The sequence below is a fragment of the Blastococcus sp. OS1-29 genome (genome assembly GCF_057628075.1).
On record NZ_JBXXJK010000005.1, the window covers coordinates 363,159 to 380,156 of the forward strand.

At 74.2% G+C, this 16,998-nt stretch carries 16 protein-coding genes; 2 read left to right on the top strand and 14 right to left on the bottom strand.

The annotated features are described in order from the left end of the window. Positions 1 to 41: 41 nt before the first annotated feature. The 11 genes from AC2H4J_RS15370 to AC2H4J_RS15420 form a co-directional block, all read right to left on the bottom strand. Complete coding sequence (locus AC2H4J_RS15370) at positions 42 to 1,763, bottom strand: LpqB family beta-propeller domain-containing protein (protein WP_487465741.1); 1,722 nt, start codon at positions 1,761 to 1,763, stop codon at positions 42 to 44. Then, entirely contained in the window at positions 1,760 to 3,481 is a 1,722-nt protein-coding gene (gene mtrB / locus AC2H4J_RS15375; protein ID WP_487465742.1) for an MtrAB system histidine kinase MtrB, read from the bottom strand. Before mtrB ends, AC2H4J_RS15370 begins: the two co-directional genes overlap by 4 nt. A gap of 16 nt (positions 3,482 to 3,497) precedes the next feature. Further along, complete coding sequence (gene mtrA, locus AC2H4J_RS15380; RefSeq protein WP_487465743.1) at positions 3,498 to 4,214, bottom strand: MtrAB system response regulator MtrA; 717 nt, start codon at positions 4,212 to 4,214, stop codon at positions 3,498 to 3,500. 108 nt (positions 4,215 to 4,322) lie between these two features. Further along, a complete protein-coding gene (ahcY, locus tag AC2H4J_RS15385) occupies positions 4,323 to 5,819 on the bottom strand; it encodes an adenosylhomocysteinase (protein WP_487465744.1) in 1,497 nt (498 codons plus the stop codon). Positions 5,820 to 5,990: 171 nt separating this feature from the next. After that, positions 5,991 to 7,166, bottom strand: coding sequence for a mannose-6-phosphate isomerase, class I (gene manA / locus AC2H4J_RS15390; protein WP_487465745.1), 1,176 nt, complete (start codon positions 7,164 to 7,166; stop codon positions 5,991 to 5,993). 73 nt (positions 7,167 to 7,239) lie between these two features. Then, complete coding sequence (locus AC2H4J_RS15395) at positions 7,240 to 8,988, bottom strand: glycerol-3-phosphate dehydrogenase/oxidase (RefSeq protein WP_487465746.1); 1,749 nt, start codon at positions 8,986 to 8,988, stop codon at positions 7,240 to 7,242. A 69-nt stretch (positions 8,989 to 9,057) separates the two neighbouring features. After that, positions 9,058 to 10,032, bottom strand: coding sequence for a cation diffusion facilitator family transporter (locus AC2H4J_RS15400; RefSeq protein ID WP_487465747.1), 975 nt, complete (start codon positions 10,030 to 10,032; stop codon positions 9,058 to 9,060). Continuing rightward, positions 10,029 to 11,174, bottom strand: a complete 1,146-nt coding sequence (locus tag AC2H4J_RS15405) for an SIS domain-containing protein (protein WP_487465748.1) — start codon at positions 11,172 to 11,174, stop codon at positions 10,029 to 10,031. Before AC2H4J_RS15405 ends, AC2H4J_RS15400 begins: the two co-directional genes overlap by 4 nt. 13 nt (positions 11,175 to 11,187) lie before the next feature. After that, a complete protein-coding gene (locus tag AC2H4J_RS15410) occupies positions 11,188 to 11,385 on the bottom strand; it encodes a Trm112 family protein (protein WP_487465749.1) in 198 nt (65 codons plus the stop codon). Then, positions 11,382 to 12,746: a phosphomannomutase/phosphoglucomutase gene (locus tag AC2H4J_RS15415; RefSeq protein WP_487465750.1), complete on the bottom strand. Its 1,365-nt coding sequence runs from the start codon at positions 12,744 to 12,746 to the stop codon at positions 11,382 to 11,384. Before AC2H4J_RS15415 ends, AC2H4J_RS15410 begins: the two co-directional genes overlap by 4 nt. A gap of 28 nt (positions 12,747 to 12,774) precedes the next feature. Next, positions 12,775 to 13,125 (bottom strand): DUF3499 domain-containing protein, encoded by a 351-nt coding sequence (locus AC2H4J_RS15420; RefSeq protein ID WP_487465751.1) that lies wholly within the window; start codon positions 13,123 to 13,125, stop codon positions 12,775 to 12,777. A gap of 167 nt (positions 13,126 to 13,292) precedes the next feature. Here AC2H4J_RS15420 and AC2H4J_RS15425 point away from each other — a divergent pair, with 167 nt between their 5' ends. Then, positions 13,293 to 13,760 (top strand): metallopeptidase family protein, encoded by a 468-nt coding sequence (locus AC2H4J_RS15425; RefSeq protein ID WP_487465752.1) that lies wholly within the window; start codon positions 13,293 to 13,295, stop codon positions 13,758 to 13,760. Here the strand turns inward: AC2H4J_RS15425 and AC2H4J_RS15430 are convergent. Beyond that, a complete protein-coding gene (locus AC2H4J_RS15430; RefSeq protein WP_487465753.1) occupies positions 13,757 to 14,641 on the bottom strand; it encodes a phosphotransferase in 885 nt (294 codons plus the stop codon). The two genes, AC2H4J_RS15425 and AC2H4J_RS15430, sit on opposite strands and share 4 nt — an antisense overlap. Before the next feature lie 83 nt (positions 14,642 to 14,724). Between AC2H4J_RS15430 and AC2H4J_RS15435 the strand changes: the two genes are divergently transcribed. Further along, positions 14,725 to 15,609: a hypothetical protein gene (locus AC2H4J_RS15435; protein WP_487465754.1), complete on the top strand. Its 885-nt coding sequence runs from the start codon at positions 14,725 to 14,727 to the stop codon at positions 15,607 to 15,609. On the opposite strand, the gene AC2H4J_RS15440 is transcribed toward AC2H4J_RS15435, so the two are convergent. Then, on the bottom strand, positions 15,584 to 16,423 hold the full coding sequence (locus tag AC2H4J_RS15440) for a hypothetical protein (protein ID WP_487465755.1): 840 nt from the start codon (positions 16,421 to 16,423) through the stop codon (positions 15,584 to 15,586). The genes AC2H4J_RS15435 and AC2H4J_RS15440 overlap by 26 nt on opposite strands. An 81-nt stretch (positions 16,424 to 16,504) precedes the next feature. Beyond that, complete coding sequence (locus AC2H4J_RS15445; protein ID WP_487465827.1) at positions 16,505 to 16,759, bottom strand: WhiB family transcriptional regulator; 255 nt, start codon at positions 16,757 to 16,759, stop codon at positions 16,505 to 16,507. Positions 16,760 to 16,998 lie beyond the last annotated feature (239 nt).

The following is a 16,998-nucleotide window of genomic DNA, read 5'->3' on the forward strand; positions in this document are numbered from 1 at the left end:
CCGAGCGTGCGAGGGCTGGGGAGAACGGCGGTCCTTTCCGGCTACAGGGGGTAGAAGGGCGCCGTCCCGGGAAGGGGCTCGGCCCCGCGCACCAGGGTGACCCAGGTGCCGCCGGCCAGCTGCCAGATGGTGCCACCGGCGTCGACGAGCGGCTGGCGCGTCGGCGCCGCGGCGATCGACTCCGGTTGGCTGGGCAGACCGGCCGAGGGGAGCGTGGCGAGCCCCCAGCCGTCGACGCCGACCGCGTACGGGTCGACCCGGTCCTGCCGCTGGTCGCTGGCCAGCACCACCACGTTGGCGCTGTCCCGCCATGCGACGTCGACCACCTGCGACAGCGACGGCGCGATGCCGCGCAGGTCGCGCAGCTCCACGCTGCCGTCCTCGGCGCGGACCACCGTCCCCACGTACAGGCTGGTGCCGGACGGGCCCGCCACGACCAGCGCCGCGCGGACGCCGTCCGGCGACAGCCGGAGGACGTCGGCACGTCCCAGGCCCTGCAGCGTCGGGGCGCTCACCGCCTGCGGCGCGGCGCCGGCCGGCACCCGGACCACGTCGGTCCCGTCCCGCACCACCCACGCCTCCGAGCGGGTGGCCGCGACCGTGGGGGCCGTGAGGGTCGTGGCGGCCAGCACCTGGGCGAGGTCCTTGTCGTAGGGCCCCGCGTACAGCACGGCCCCGGACGCGTCGGACCGGACACCGACCAGGAACGAGAGCTTCCCCGTGCGCGTGTCCGCCGACACCGCGGCGCTGGTGAGCCCGTACGCGCCGGTGCCGGCCGGCCCGGGGATCGGCGCCCCCGTGGCCACCGTGTGCACGGCGCCGCCGTTGAGGTAGTGGCCCACGGCGTCCAGCGGCACCGCGTCGGGATCGAAGGCGGCCCAGTCCTCCCGGGTCTGCTGCGGTGGGACCCCGGCGATGTCCACCGGTTCGCCGTCGACACGGATCTCCACCGTCTGGCTCAGCGGCGCGAGGGTCCACACGATCTGCGCGCAGATCTCCGACAGCACCGGAGCGAGGTCCACCGGAGGATTCGTCAAGGTCAGGTCGACGACCGCCGACTGGGCGCTGATGGTCACCGCGTTCCGCAGCTGCACGCCGGTGAGCGCGTTGCGGACGCCGGCGGCGATCGGCGCGGACGGGCCGTCGAGGATCCGCTGGACGAGGGCCGTGGGCTGGGCGTCGCCCTTGATGAGCAGCCGGGGGTCGGGCACCACGCGCTGCCGGGTGGGGTCCAGGAAGAACACGTCCCGCTCGGCGTAGAGCCGCTCGAAGTCGGGCTCGAGGATGATCAGGCCGTTGGGCGGGTCGCTGATCCGCCACTGACCGCCCACCTTCTCCAGGTTGAACTGGCGGGTGAAGATCCCGGTGCCGCCGACGGTGAACACGCCTCGCGAGTCGACCGTCCCCACCGGGTTCGCGGTCAAGGTGACCGACTCGGGGGCGGTCGCCACCGTGGCGAAGTCGTTGCTGAGCACCGTGATGCCGCCCTCGTCCGACCAGTTCCTCGCCGCGGCCGGGGTGAGGTGCTGCTTGGCCACGGGGTGTCCCTGCCGCACGCTCGCGGCGGCCTCGATGAATCCCCGGACGATCTCCTCCGGAGTGGCACCCGGCTCCGGCGGCAGCGGCTCGATGCCCACCGACTCCGACGGACGGGACGGCGCATCGGTGATCTGCACGGTCGCCGACGAGCTCGGCACCGTCGAGCACCCGGTGACGGCGAGCAGCAGGGCGAGCAGCGGCGCCCAGCGGGCACCTGTCCTCATGACCCGCCGCCCGGGCGACGGACGACGGACGGCCGCAGCGGCAGCGGCGAGCTGGTGAGGTCGGCGCCGGCGCGCAGCGGCAGCGTGAGCCGGAACTGGGCGCCCGCCCCGGGTTGGCCCCACACCTGCAGCCAGCCGCCGTGCAGCCGGGCGTCCTCGAGGCTGATCGACAGGCCCAGCCCGCTGCCGCCCACGGTCCGCACGCGTGAGGGGTCGGCCCGCCAGAAGCGGTCGAAGACGTGCTGGGCGTCCGCCGAGCTCAGGCCGACGCCGTAGTCGCGCACGGTGACCGCGGCGGCGGTCCGGTTGGCGGCCAGCGTGATCTCGATCGGCTTGCCGGCGCCGTGCTCGATGGCGTTGCCGACCAGGTTCCGCAGGATGCGCTCCACCCGGCGGGCGTCGACCTCGGCGATGACGTCCTCGCCCTCCGGTCGGTTGACCACCAGCTCCGAGTCGTGCCGCTCGGCCAGCGACCACATCCCGGCGGCCACCCGGGCCACCAGCGCGCCGAGGTCGACCGGCTCGCTGTCGAGGACCGCGGCGCCGGCGTCGTAGCGGCTGATCTCCAGCAGGTCGGTGAGCAGCCTCTCGAACCGGTCCAGCTCCGCGCGCAGCAGCTCCGCCGAGCGCGCGACGTGCGGCGGGAAGTCGCCGCGTGCCTCGTGCAGCACGTCCGCGGCCATCTGCACCGTCGTCAGCGGCGTCCGCAGCTCGTGGGAGACGTCGGAGGTGAACCGCTGCTGCAGTTGGGAGAGCCCCTCCAGCTGGGTGATCTGCCGCTGCAGGCTGTCGGACATCGCGTTGAAGCTCGTCGCCAGCCGCGCGAGGTCGTCCTCACCGCGGACGATCATCCGTTCCTCGAGCTGGCCCTCGGCCAGGCGCTGGGCGATCCCCGCGGCCCGGCGGACCGGGTCGACGACGAGCCGGGTCACCAGCACGCCGATGCCGACGACGAACAGCGTCAGGGCGACCCCGCTGATGATCACCGTGCTGCGGATCAGGGAGAGGCTCTCCTCCTCCTGGTCCAGGGGGAAGGCGTAGTACAGCTCGATCTGCTGGCTGCCGGCGGAGTCGCTGGGCACCGCGGCGCCGATGAGCAGGGTCGGCCGCGGGACCTGATCGCTGTCGGGGACCAGTGCGTAACGCCACGCCTGGCCCCCGGCGTCGACGGCGGCGCGCAGATCCCCCGGCAGGGCGTCACGCAGCCCGGGGCGGCTCTCGGCGATCCGGGGCACCTGCCCGGTCCGGTGGATCATGACGACGTCGAAGTCGCCGGCGGCACCGCCACGATTGACCAGCTGGGTCACCGTGCGCGAGAGCGCCGAGCGGACGCTCGCGGCGTCGCCGGTGGCGATACCGGCCGCCTGGGTCTGGGCGTAGATCACACCGGCCTGCGCCTGGTCGATGGCCGCCTGCCGCTTGACCGACAGCAGCTGGTCGCGGATCTGGCTGAACAGCACGAGGCTCACGATGATCACGACCGTGCCGGCGACGACCATCGTGATGGCGCCGATGCGCACCTGCAACGAGGAGCGCCACACGTGCAGGGCGCGGACCACGAACCGGCGGGAGAGCACGAGGCTCCGGCGGCGCAGCCGCACCGAGCGCCGGCGCAGCCCCCGGCGGATCCGCCGGAACCCCGCGGCACTGCGGGACGGCGCGCCGACCGGCGGCGCCGCGACGTCGGCGTCGCTGCGGGGAAGGTCCGTCCGGGTCACTGCCGCCGGGTCACCGTCACGGCGGACCCGCCTTGTACCCCACACCCCGGACCGTCAGCACGACCTCGGGCTTCTCCGGGTCGCGCTCGATCTTCGCGCGCAGGCGCTGCACGTGGACGTTCACCAGCCGGGTGTCGGCCGCGTGCCGGTACCCCCACACCTGCTCGAGCAGCAGCTCCCGGGTGAACACCTGGCGGGGCTTGCGCGCCAGGGCGACCAGCAGGTCGAACTCCAGCGGGGTCAGCGCGATCGGGGCGCCGTCCCGGATGACCTGGTGCGCGGGCACGTCGATCTGCACGTCACCGATGCTCAGGTTCTCCGCCTGACCGGTCTCGCCACGGCGCAGCTGCGCCCGCACGCGGGCCACCAGCTCGACCGGCTTGAACGGCTTGGTCACGTAGTCGTCGGCGCCGGCCTCCAGCCCCTGGACGACGTCGATCGTGTCGCCCTTGGCGGTCAGCATCACGATCGGCACCGTCGACTGGGTGCGGATGTCCTGGCAGATCTGCAGGCCGTTGCGGCCCGGCAGCATCAGGTCCAGGAGCACCAGGTCGGGCCGCGTCTGCTGGAAGACGCCGACGGCGCGGTTGCCGTCGGAGACGAAGGCAGGTTCGTAGCCTTCGCGCCGCAGCACGATGCCCAGCATCTCGGCGAGGGCGGCGTCGTCGTCGACGACCAGGACTCGGCCTCTGGAGGGCCCGTTCTGGGGAGCGGTGGGTGGCACGGCGACCATTCTGCGCTGTCAGGCAAGGAAAGCGGCCCACCCATCAGGGTGAGCCGGAAAGGACCACCCTTCCCCCCACGCCTCGCAAGCTCGGCGCGGGCCCCTGAAGGGCGGCCGTCAGTAGCGGTAGTGGTCGCTCTTGAAGGGACCCTCGACGGGGACGCCGATGTAGTCGGCCTGCACCTTGGTCAGCTCGGTCAGCTTCACGCCGAGGGCGTCGAGGTGCAGCCGGGCCACGTGCTCGTCGAGCTTCTTCGGGAGCACGGTGACACCGGGCGTCCGGCCCTCGTAGGCCGCGCGGTTGTTCCACAGCTCGATCTGGGCCAGCGTCTGGTTGGAGAACGACGCGCTCATCACGAAGCTCGGGTGCCCGGTGGCGTTGCCCAGGTTCAGCAGCCGGCCCTCCGACAGCACGATGATCGTGTGGCCGTCGGCGAACCGCCACTCGTCCACCTGCGGCTTGATGGTCGTCTTGACGACACCCGGGGTTCGGGCCAGGCCGGCCATGTCGATCTCGTTGTCGAAGTGGCCGATGTTGCCGATGATCGCCTGGTGCTTGGTCTGGCTGAGCTGCTCGGCCGAGATGATGTCCTTGTTGCCGGTCGTGGTGATGATGATGTCGGCCTTGCCGATCACCTCGTCCAGCGTCGTGACCTCGTAGCCGTGCATGGCGGCCTGCAGCGCGCAGATCGGGTCGATCTCGGTGACGATGACCCGGGCGCCCTGGCCGCGCAGCGACTCCGCGCACCCCTTGCCCACGTCGCCGTAGCCGCAGACGACGGCGACCTTGCCGCCGATCATCACGTCGGTGGCCCGGTTGAGGCCGTCGATCAGCGAGTGCCGGCAGCCGTAGAGGTTGTCGAACTTGCTCTTGGTGACCGAGTCGTTGACGTTGATGGCCGGGAAGAGCAGGCGGCCGTCGCGGGCGAGCTCGTACAGGCGCATGACGCCGGTCGTCGTCTCCTCGGTGACGCCCTTGATGCCCTGGCCGATGCGGGTCCAGTAGCCCTTGTCCTCGGCGAGCGTGCCGCGGAGGACGTCGAGGATGACGCCGTACTCCTCGGAGTCGGCCTCGGTCGTGTCCGGGACGGCGCCCTCGGCCTCGAAGCGGGTGCCGAGGTGGACCAGCAGGGTCGCGTCGCCGCCGTCGTCCAGGAGCATGTTCGGCCCGACGACCTCGCCCGCCTCGTCGCGGAACTCGAACAGCCGCTGCGTGCACCACCAGTACTCGGGCAGCGTCTCGCCCTTCCAGGCGAAGACCGGCACGCCGGCGGGCTCCTCCGGGGTGCCCTCGCCGACGACGATCGCGGCGGCCGCGTGGTCCTGCGTGGAGAAGATGTTGCAGCTGACCCAGCGGACGTCGGCGCCCAGCGCGGTCAGGGTCTCGATGAGGACGGCGGTCTGCACGGTCATGTGCAGCGAGCCGGCGATGCGCGCGCCGGCCAGTGGCTGTGCCTCGCCGTACTCGGCGCGCAGCGCCATCAGACCGGGCATCTCGTGCTCGGCGAGCTGGATCTCCTTGCGGCCGAAGCCGGCGAGGGAGAGATCGGCGACCTTGTAGTCGGCCTCGCCGGTCGAGGTGGTCAGTGGACGGGTGCCAGTGCTGGCGGTCATGTCGCTCCAGGGTGCCATTCACCGGATCAGCCGGGCGCTGCGCAGCGCGCAGCGGGGGCCTCTCGGCGGTCTGCGGGATTCGAGCGAGCAAGCCGAGGCTTCGGCGGGGCTCGTGCCGGGTCCCACAGTACGGGAATGTCGCGTTCCGGTCACGATCGGCGACCGGACGCGTCAGCCGAGGTTCGTGGTCGCCCGGTAGAGGACGGCGGGGCCCGAGGCGGTGACCGGCGCCCCTGCGGGCACGAACGCGGAGCCACCCTTCGGGAGGGTCACCTCGTCGTCGTCGGAGGTGAGGACGGCGGTGCCCTCCGTGCAGAGCAGCACCTGCGGGCCGGAGGTCCCCAGCGACCCCGACCGGGCGTCGAGCTGGCAGCGGGTCAGGTCGAAGTCCTCGACCGGCACGGGATAGCGCAGCCCTCCGGGCCCGAGGACGGGGTGCAGGATCGGCACCCGGCCGTCGGTGAAGTCGAGCACCTCGATGAGGGCGGCCAGGTCGACGTGCTTGGCGGTCAGCCCGCCGCGCAGCACGTTGTCCGACGCGGCCATCACCTCGACGCCGGCCCCGGAGAGGTAGGCGTGCAGGTTCCCCGCGGGCAGGAACACCGCCTCCCCCGGCTCGAGCGTCAGGTGGTTGCACATCAGCGAGATGACGACGCCGGGGTCGCCGGCGTAGGTCGCGGCCAGCGACGCGGCCCACCGGTAGGTGTTGATGAACTCCGGGTCGTGCGCGGCCACGAACCCGGATGCCGCCGCGGCGACCGCCTCGACGAGCACGGCCCGGACATCCGGCGCGAGGGCGATCAACTGCGGGATGGCCGCGCGCAGACCGCCACGGGCGAGGGCGGCGATGGTGGGCTTGAGCTCGGACACCTGGAGCTTGGCCAGGCAGTGCAGCGACTCCTCGACCGGCCGGAAGCCGCACAGCGCCTCGACCGGGGTCAGCGCGAGCAGCAGCTCGGGCTTGTGGAAGGGGTCCTTGAAGGTGCGCGTCGGGCTGTCGCGCGGCACCCCGGCGGCCTCCTCGGCCGCGAACCCCGCCTGGGCCTGCTCAGTGGTCGGGTGCGCCTGCAGGGAGAGCGGCAGGTCGGCGGCGAGGACCTTCATCAGGAACGGCAGCCGGGTGCCGAACCGCTCGCGCACCCCGGTGCCGAGCATCCGATCGGGATCCTCCTCGATCGCCTTGTCCAGCGGTGTGCCCGTGGACAGCGCGCTGGGGGCGTCCGGGTGCGCGCCCAGCCACAGCTCCGCGTACGGCTCGTCCGCAGGGCTCGTCTCACCGAGGAGCTCGGGGATCACGGTGCGCGACCCCCAGGGGTAGTGACGCACCGTGTTCGTCAGCGACCACATCGACTCGAGGCTACCGGCAACAAGGCGTCCGAGCGGCAGGTCGCCCGCCCCCTCCGAGGGAGAAAGGCCGCAGCTAGACCGGGGAGCGGACGTCGGGCGCGCCCAGCCGGGCGGCGTCCGCCGTCCGATCGTCGGGCATCCGCTGCGACTCCCGCTCCGCCGCCACCCGCGCCGCGTAGTGCTCGACCTCCCGGGCCGTGCGCTCGTCGTCCCACCCGAGCGCGCCGGCCATGAGGGCCGCGACCTCCGGGGCGGACTCGACGCCGCGGTGTGCGGTCTCGATGGAGATCCGGGTCCGGCGGGTGAGGACGTCGTCCAGGTGCATGGCGCCCTCCGCGGTGACCGCGTGCACGACCTCCGCGGCCAGATATCCCGGGGCACCGGTCAGGGGCCGGCCCAGCGCGGGGTGCTCCCGGGCGAGCTCGAGCACGTCACCGACCCGGTCGCCGTGGCGGTGCAGCAGCCGCTCGACGGCGTCCTCGGGCAGCCGCCACGCGGCCGCCAGCTGGGGGGCCGCGTCGCGGACGACGTCCCACTGGTGCGCGCCGACGAGCGGCAGGTGCGCCGTCCGCGACGCCGGGATCCCCGGCAACCCGGCCACCGCCGCGTCCACGGCGTCCTCGGCCATGACGCGGTAGGTCGTGTACTTGCCCCCTGCCACCAGCACCAGCCCGGGAGCGGGCGCCACGACGGCGTGCTCGCGCGAGAGCCGGCTGGTCTGGTCGGACTCCCCCGCCAGCAGCGGCCGCAGCCCCGCGTAGACGCCGAGGATCTGGTCGGGCGTGACCGGCCGCACCAGCACGCGGTTCACCTGGTCGAGGATGTAGCTGATGTCGGTGCTGCAGGCGGCCGGGTGGTCGCGGTCGAGCTTCCACGGGGTGTCGGTGGTGCCGACGATCCAGCGCTCGCCCCACGGGATGACGAACAGCACGCTGGTCGGCGTCCGCAGGATCAGGCCGGGCTGCCGGCCGTCGCCCGCGTCCAGGTCGCCGGCGTCGATCGCCTCCCGCGACACGACCAGGTGCACTCCCTTCGAGGCACGCACCTTCAGGCTCGGTGCCGCGGCGCCGAGCATCGCGCCGATGTCGTCGCTCCACACACCGGTCGCGGCGATGACGCTGCGCGCGCGGACCCGGAACGAGCTGCCGTCGGTCAGGTCGGACGCCCGCACGCCGACGACCGGGGCCGACGGGCCGTCCCCGTCCCGGATCAGCCCGGTCACCCGGGCACTGGACAGCACCCGTGCCCCGTAGCCCGCTGCCGTGCGGACGACGGCGAGCGTGTGCCGCGCGTCGTCGACCTGGGCGTCCCAGTAGCGGATCGACCCCCGGACGACGTCGGGGCGCAGCCCCGGGAACGCCTCGAGCGTCGCGGTGCGGGACAGGTGGCGGTGTCGCGGGATCTCCCGGTCGCTGGTGAACGCCGCACCCAGGACGTCGTAGAGGGCCACCCCCGCGCCGTAGTACGCGCGCTGCCAGACCGGCGCGGTCAGGGGCAGCAGGAAGGGCAGCGGGGTGACCAGGTGCGGCGCGATCGTCTGCACGAGTCGCGACCGCTCCGACAGCGCCTCGTGCACCAGCGGGAAGGCCAGCTGCTCCAGGTACCGCAGACCGCCGTGGATCAGCTTGCTCGAGCGGCTGGACGTGCCTGCGGCGAAGTCGCGGGCCTCGAGCAGGGCGACCGACAGGCCGCGGCTGGCGGCGTCGAGGGCGGCCCCGGCGCCGGTGACCCCGCCCCCGATGACGAGGACGTCGACGACGTCGGTCTCGACGGCGGCACGGTCGGCCCGGCGGCGCGCCGGGGACAGCTGCGTCCGGCTCATGACCCCACTGTCCCCCGGCCCTCGGGGAGCCGGAGCACGACCCGCCACCGCACCGGTCTCCGGCGCCTCTCAGGCCCCGTGCGTCCCGGGCGCTCCCGGGGCGGCCACCGTGCCGGACCGCCGCAGGTCTGGCTCGAGGAAGATCATCCGGGCGGTGGGGACGGCGTCGCGGATCCGGCGCTCGGCGTCGTCGATGCCGCGGGCGATGCCGGCGGCGGTGTCGTCGTGGTCGATGGCGATCTTCGCGGCCACCAGGATCTCGTCGGGGCCCAGGTGCATCGTCCGGATGTGGATGACCGGGAACTGCCCGGACTCCAGGGCGGCGACGATCCTGCGCTGGTCCTCCGGTGTCGCCGACTCACCCAGCAGCAGGCTCTTGGTCTCGACCGCGAGGATGACCGCCACCACGAGCAGCAGCAGGCCGATGGCGACAGTGCCGACCCCGTCGTAGACGCCGTTGCCGGTCAGGGCGGCCACCCCGACGCCGAGCAGCGCGAAGACGAGGCCGAGCAGGGCGGCGGTGTCCTCGAGCAGGACGACCGGCAGCTCGGGAGCGCGCGCGGTCCGGATGAACCGCCAGTAGCTCTCCCCCGGCGCCTTGACCGCGGCCGTCTCCTTGACCGCCGTCCGCAGGGAGAAGCCCTCCAGGAAGATCGCGACGACGAGGACGCCGAGCGCCCACGCCGGTGAGTCGACGGCCTCGGGGTGCCGGAGCTTGTGCACGCCCTCGTAGACCGCGAACAGGCCGCCGACGCTGAAGAGCACGATCGAGACGATGAAGGCGTAGATGTAGCGGTCGCGACCAAACCCGAAGGGGTGCTCGGGGGTGGCGGCGCGCTTCGCCCGGCGCCCGCCGACCAGCAGCAGCACCTGGTTTCCCGAGTCGGCCAGGGAGTGGATCGCCTCGGCCAGCATCGAGGAGGCGCCGGTGACCGCGAAGGCGACGAACTTGGCGATCGCGATGCCCAGGTTCGCGCCCAGGGCGGCGAGGATCGCGATGGTGCCGCCGTGCCCCCCGCCGTGGTCGTCGGTGTGCGTCGTCATGAGCCGAATGCCCTCTCGTTGTCCAGCGCGAGCGCCAGGTACACGGCGGTGAAGTCGGCGACCTCCAGCTGGCGGGCCAGCCGCGGCAGGCGGGCGAACCGTGCCGGGTCGCCGTGTTCGGCCAGTCCGCTGACCGGGACGTTGTGCGCGGCCGCGGTGCGCAGCACCTCGTCCATCGCCTCCAGGGCCGACCGGGGCTCCCGCTCCCCGGCGGCGTCCTCGGCCCCGGCGTCGGTGTCCCGGATGGTCAGCAGCCGGAGCCGCCGGCCCTCGTCCTCGGCGCGGTCGCGGAAGAAGTCCTCGGCACCGTCGGACGGCGCCAGCGGCCCCCGCAGGACGGCGCAGGCGGCCACCCGCTGATCGGGCAGCCGGAACCCCGACACCGGCAGCCCGGCCAGGGTGGCCAGCTGGTCGGCGACCCGGGTGGCGGCCGCGCCGGCGAGCGGCCCCTCGGCGGCGATGACCGGGAGTGCGTCGAGCAGCTCCAGCGCCAGGGTCTTGGCCGGGTTGACGAACGACTCCTGCGCCGGACCGCACTCGCCCGCCACCTCGTCGAGCGCTGCCGCGATGGCCTCCGGCTCGGCGACACCGGCCGGGAGCAGGTCGAGCTCGGTGGCCAGGCGCAGCAGCGGGACCAGCAGCGACCAGAGCGTGGTGTGCTGCACCCGGGACCGCGGCAGGGCCACGTAGGGCGCCCGGGCGGTCGAGCACGCCCCGCGCAGCGGCGCGTCCTCGGCCCCCACACCGACCAGCGACACCCCGCGCCGCGCCGCCTCGTACGCCGGGGTGACGGCGTAGCGGCCGGCGCCGGTGCGGGTGACCACCACGGCGATGTCGCTCGGTCCGGTCCAGACGGGAAGGGTCGGGCCGGGGACGACGTCGATGGTCACCGGGCTGGACGGGCCCAGCAGGGCGCGCAGCACCGAGGCCGCGACCGCGCCCTCCCGGCGGGCCACGATGACCAGCCCGCGCGGGCGGCCGCCCTGGGTGACGCGCCCGAGACCGGCCTCCTCGGTGAGCCGGTCGGTCTCGCGCACCTGGGCGCCGGCGCCGGCGACCGCCGGGAGCAGGCCGCGGGGGTCACGGGCGCGGAGCAGGTCGAGGTCGTCGAGGACCTCCTCGGCGAACTCGGGCGAGGTCATGCGCGGCCGGTCATCAGGACCGGTGCCGTGCCTCGTCCAGCAGCAGCACGGGGATGCCGTCCCGCACCGGGAACGCCCGGTCGCACGTGGTGCACAGCAACTCGCTCGCCTCCTCGTCGACCGTCAGCGGGCTGTGGTGGGTGTCGGGGCAGGCCAGGATCTCCAGCAGGTGGGGGTCGAGGCCCAGCGGGCCGGTCGTCGCGTCGGTCATGCCCGCACCATCCTCAGTACCTGGTCCCGGAGTTCGGTCATCCGCGCCGCGTCCGGCGCCTCGACGTTGAGCCGCAGCAACGGCTCGGTGTTGCTGGCCCGCAGGTTGAACCACGCGCCGTCGGAGAGCTCGACGGTCAGCCCGTCCAGCTCGTCCACCCGCGCGCCGTCGACGTCGGCGAACGCCTCGCGCACCTCGGCCGTCTTCGCCGTCGCGTCGGCCACGGAGGAGTTGACCTCCCCCGACGCCGCGTACCGGCTGTAGGCGGCGGTCAGCTCCGACAGGGGCCGGCCCTGCTCGCCCAGCGCGGCCAGCACGTGCATCGCGGCGAGCATGCCGGTGTCGGCGCGCCAGAAGTCGCGGAAGTAGTAGTGCGCCGAGTGCTCCCCGCCGAAGACGGCGTCCGTGCGGGCCATCTCGGCCTTGACGAACGAGTGCCCCACCCGGGTGCGCACCGGCTCGCCACCGTGCTCGCGGACGATCTCGGGCACCGCGCGCGAGGTGATCAGGTTGTGGATGATCGTCGTCCCGTGGCCCTTGGCCAGCTCCCGAACCGCGACCAGCGCGGTGACCGCCGACGGGCTCACCGGGTCGCCGCGCTCGTCGACGACGAACACCCGGTCGGCGTCGCCGTCGAAGGCGAGCCCGATGTCGGCGCCGTGCTCGCGGACCGCTGCCTGCAGGTCGACCAGGTTGGCCGGGTCCAGCGGGTTGGCCTCGTGGTTGGGGAACGACCCGTCCAGCTCGAAGTACATCGGCACGATCTCCAGGGGCAGACCGGCGAGGACGACGGGCACGGTGTGGCCGCCCATGCCGTTGCCGGCGTCCACGACGACCTTCAGCGGCCGGCCGCCCGACAGGTCGACAAGGCCGTTCAGGTGCGCCGCGTACTCGGCGAGGACGTCGCGCTGGGACACCTGCCCGACCCGGCCCGGCTCGCGGTCGTAGTCGTCGCGCTCGGCCCACTCCCGGATCGTGGCCAGCCCCGAGTCCTGCCCGATGGGGGCGGCGCCGGCCCGGCACATCTTGATGCCGTTGTACTGCGCCGGGTTGTGGCTGGCGGTGAACATGGCACCCGGAAGATCCAGCGAGCCGGCCGCGAAGTACAGCAGGTCGGTCGACCCGAGGCCCGCCTCCACGACGTCGACGCCACGACTGATCACGCCCTCGGCGAAGGCGCGGGACAACGGGATCGAGGACTCACGCATGTCGTGGGCGGTGACCACGGCGGTCGCGCCTGTCTCGGCGGCGACGAACTCCGCGAAGGCGGCGCCGATCGCCCGGCTGATCTCCTCGTCCCACTGATCGGGGACGACTCCGCGCACGTCGTACGCCTTGATGATCGAGGAGAGGTCGCCCACGGGAGCGACCCTATCGGCGGGGGCGGCCCTAGTTGATGTCGGGCAGGACGCGCAGGTGGCCGCGCCGGGTGCCGCTGCCGTCGTCCGCGGGGTCGCGCGGGGGCTCGGGACGGGCCGCCTCGCGGACCGCGTCGGCGAGCGCGAGCAGGTCGTCACCGGTGGGACCGGCGTCCTCGAGGTCGATCTCGTGCCGCACGACCTCCCACCCACGGGGCACCGTGAGGCGCTGCGCGTGGAACTCGCACAGGTCGTAGCTGTGCGGCTCCGAGAAGGTCGCCAGCGGGCCGACGACGGCGGTCGACTCCGCGTACACGTAGGTCAGTGTCGCCGCTGCCGGTTGCGCGCAGCCGCTGCGCGAGCAGCGACGTGACTGCCTCACCACCGGATCCTCACGGACAGCACACTAAACCTGGGCAGGGGTCGACCGCAGCAGGCCACGCTGGAAGGAGAGCGGGAGTCGGGCTCGGGCGCCCCATCCTGCACGATGACCCCGCGGGCACCGACACCGGTCCGGAGCCTCCGGCCCGCCGTAGGCTGCCCGGTGAGATGAGCCGTCCACCACGCCGAACGAGCCGATCCCGCCGCGACCGACACGGCCGCGGCCTGCGCGGACGACTCGTCCCGGCCGAGGTGCCGCTGGCGCGCAGCCGCGCCGAGCAGTTCGACGATCTCGTCCTCGACGCGGTCGAGGAGCTCGAGCGCCGCTGGGAGCGGGAGCTCGCCGGCGTCGAGTTCGCGGTCGAGGACGTGCCGTGGGTCGAGCACACCAGTCCGGACGACGTGGTCCTCGATGCCGACGTGCTCGACGACGGGAGCGTGCCGCTGGCCCGGGTACTGCCCGCCCACCGCGAGGACGGGCGGGACGTGCCGCCCCGGATCGTGGTGTACCGGCGCCCGCTGGAGATCCGCGCCCACGACCGGGAGGACCTCGCCGACCTCGTGCGTGACGTGGTGGTCGACCAGGTGGCCGTGCTGCTCGGCCGCGACCCGGAGGAGATCGACCCCACCTCCTAACCGAGGTCGGCGGCGATCCGGCGGGCCTCGGCGAGACGGGCCCGCGCGAAGGCCGCGTCCAGGCCGTCGCCGCGGTCGGGCCGGGTGAGCCGCGCGACGAGCTGCTCCAGCGCGATCGCCTGCCAGAGCAGGCCGACGTCGGGCTCCTCCCACGCGGCCGTGCGCTGGAGCACCGCGGCGGCGATCCGCGCCCGGTCCTCCTCGTGGGCCGACGTCGCCCACAGCGTGAGCAGGTCGTGGTGCCGCGGGCCGGTGGTCACTCCGGCCCATTCCAGGACGACGACCCGGCCCACCGCCTGGTCCAGGACGACGTTCGCCGCACGCAGGTCGCCGTGGCAGGTCTCGGCCAGCGGCAACTCCGCAGCCGCGGCCCGCACGGCGCGGAGCTCGCCGCGCCGGATGCCCCCGCGGGCGAGGCGGCCGGCGTCCTCCACCGAGCCCAGGACCCGGCGCAGCCCCGTCGTCCGGACCGCACCCCCGTCGCCCGGGTGCCAGGGCGCGCCCGGCGGTGGGGGGAGGGGGCCGATCCGGACCGCGGCCTCGATCGCCTCCTCCGACCACCGGGCGCCGCGGTCGGGGCCCGGGTGCACCCGCCGGGAGAGCAGCCAGCGCCCGTCGTCGGCCGCGGCGAGCACGTCGGGGACGCCGACGCCGCGCTGCTCGGCCCATCGGCGCCCGCGCAGCTCCGCGCGGAGCCGGAGCCGGCCGCTCTCGGTGACGGCGAGGTCGAGGATCCGGTCGGCGAGCACCCCCTGGACAACGCCCAGCCGGGCCCCCCGGTCGATGACGGCGAGCAGCTGCTGGGTCACGCCCAGCTCGGCGAGGAGGGCGCCGACCCTGCTCCGCGGATCCGCCGCCGTGCCGCCCATCCGAGTGGTCACCACCCGGATGGTCCCAGCGCACCGGGTGGGACGCACCGGGTTCCGCGCCGGTCGTCGTGCCGGCCCCTGGGATGCTGGGCCCGATGGACATCCTCGGCGCGACGACCGGCACCACCGCGGTGCCGTGGCTCGTGCTGGGCGTCGTTCTCGGGGTCGGCGTGGTGCTCCTCGCCGGCGCGGCGACCGCACTGGTCCTCCGGCGTCGGCCGCCCGAGGCCCCGGACGACCCGGCCGGCGACGACCTGCCCGGTTTCCTGGAGTCCCCACCCGGCACCGCGACTCCGCTCGCGCCCGCAGGCTGGGCTGCCCTGACCGCACCTCCCGAACACGCCACGGCGGCGCCGCGCTTCCGGCGCGACACCCTCCTCCCGCTCGGCGTCATGGCGGTCACCGCTCTCCTGCTGCTCGGCGCCGCCGCGGTCGCCGCCACCTCGCGGGCGGACGACGGGCGCCCGCACGCCCGGCCACCCGCTGCGGCGACCTCCGCGACCACGGCGACCGGCGTGGCCGCCCGGCTGACCTTCGGCGGAATGGTCCTGGAGCCCCGCGTCGTCGGGGTGACCGCCACCTATCCGCTGGTCGAGGTCTCGGCGGAGGGCGACCGCACCCGCGTCCGGGTGGAGTTGCCGGCCTTCAACTGCCTCACCGTGGACGCCCCGGCCGATCCGGTCGCGGCGGGCTGCACCCGCGCCCCCACGGAGTACGCCGAACTCACCACGCCCGACGTGGCCGTCCGCACGCCCGGCGACGGGCTGGAGGTCACCGGGCGGTTCGCGACCGAGGTGCACCCGAACGGCAGTGCGCCGGTCGCCACCGGGCGGGTCTACGTGCTGCGGATCACCGCCGCACCCGCCGGCGGCGCGGCGGACGGCGGCTGGCGACCCGCCCGCGGGGTGCTCGAGCTGGGCCCGGAGCGTGCGGTCACGGTCGACGATCCCGGCGTCAGCGTGGTGCGCTCCGCCTCCTGAGCCGGGGCACCGGGGGCCAGTCGCCGGCGGGTGCGGTGACGGTCACCGACGGCGAGCCCAGCGCGGTGGCGAGTGGGCGCCCGCCCGCAGAGCCCCACCAGGGGCGCCGCGCGGCACCGTCCACCAGCGTCAGCAGGGTGGCGGGCGACCGGTCGCCGGCGGGAACCACCGCGACCTCCAGCTGACCGATCGCGGCGTGCAGCCGGGCCGATGCACGCAGGAACGTCCGGGAGCGGGCGTCGTCCTGTCCGGCCAGCACGTTCGGCAGCCACCGCTCCAGGACACGCGGGTCGCGGCTCCGGACGACCGGCCCGCGCTCGTCGAGGTCGTCGACCAGCGCGGAGGTGCGCGTCGTGGCGATCAGGGCGTCGTCGAGCCGGCCCTTCAGTTGCCGGGCCGTGGGATCACCGAGCGGCAGGCCGGCCAGCCGGAGCCGGCGGGGCCGCCGCAGCGAACAGAACAGGTCCGCGATCCCGGCAGCGAGCAGACCCGCGGCGTCGTCGTCCCGGGCGAGCAGCCGCGCCCCGGGCCCACCGGGTGGCGCGAGCCCGCCGCCGAGCACCGTGACGACGGTGAGCAGACCACGACGCCGCACCTGCAGGAAGGCCGCGGCCTCCGGCCGGCCCTGCGGATGCTCCTCCACGACCACCGCCACCGGACGGCCGGAGAACCGGCTGGCCACCGATGCGTTCAGGACGGCGGTGAGCCACGGTCCGCGGGCCGTCACCGGCGCCCGCAGCTGCGCCATCAGCGGCGCCGCCGAGCGGATCTCCCGGACGACCCGCGCGCGGCCGGAGGCGACCCGGGTGAACACCCCGGAATAGCACCACAGCCGCCGGCCCTCTGCAGGGGCCCGCCGCGAGCTTGCGAGTGGTGGGGGGCAGGGGCTGTTTTCTTAGACCGCGCGACGGCGCAGGCGACGGCGCTCGCGCTCCGACAGCCCGCCCCAGATGCCGAACCGCTCGTCGTTGGACAGCGCGTACTCGAGGCACTGCGCCTTGACCTCGCAGCCGGTGCAGATCTTCTTCGCCTCGCGGGTGGAGCCGCCCTTCTCGGGGAAGAACGCCTCAGGGTCGGTCTCGGCGCACAGCGCCTGCTCCTGCCAGGACTGGGCGTCGCCCTCGGTCCCGATGCCCAGCAGACCCGCGATGCCCTGCCCGCCGAAGGCAGACACGCCCTGGCCCGCGGCCGCCCCGAACCGGTCCGCGGACCGGTCGTTCGAACTGACGTAATCGCTCAACCACGACACCTCCGCCATGACGATGCGTCCCCTCTCGCTTTCGTCCCGGTGCGCGATTCCCGGGACGATCCCGGACCGCTGTGCACTCGATGACATCGCCGGAATTACACGCGTGTCGTTGCCCGGCCGTCAACTTCGCCCGGTGTAAG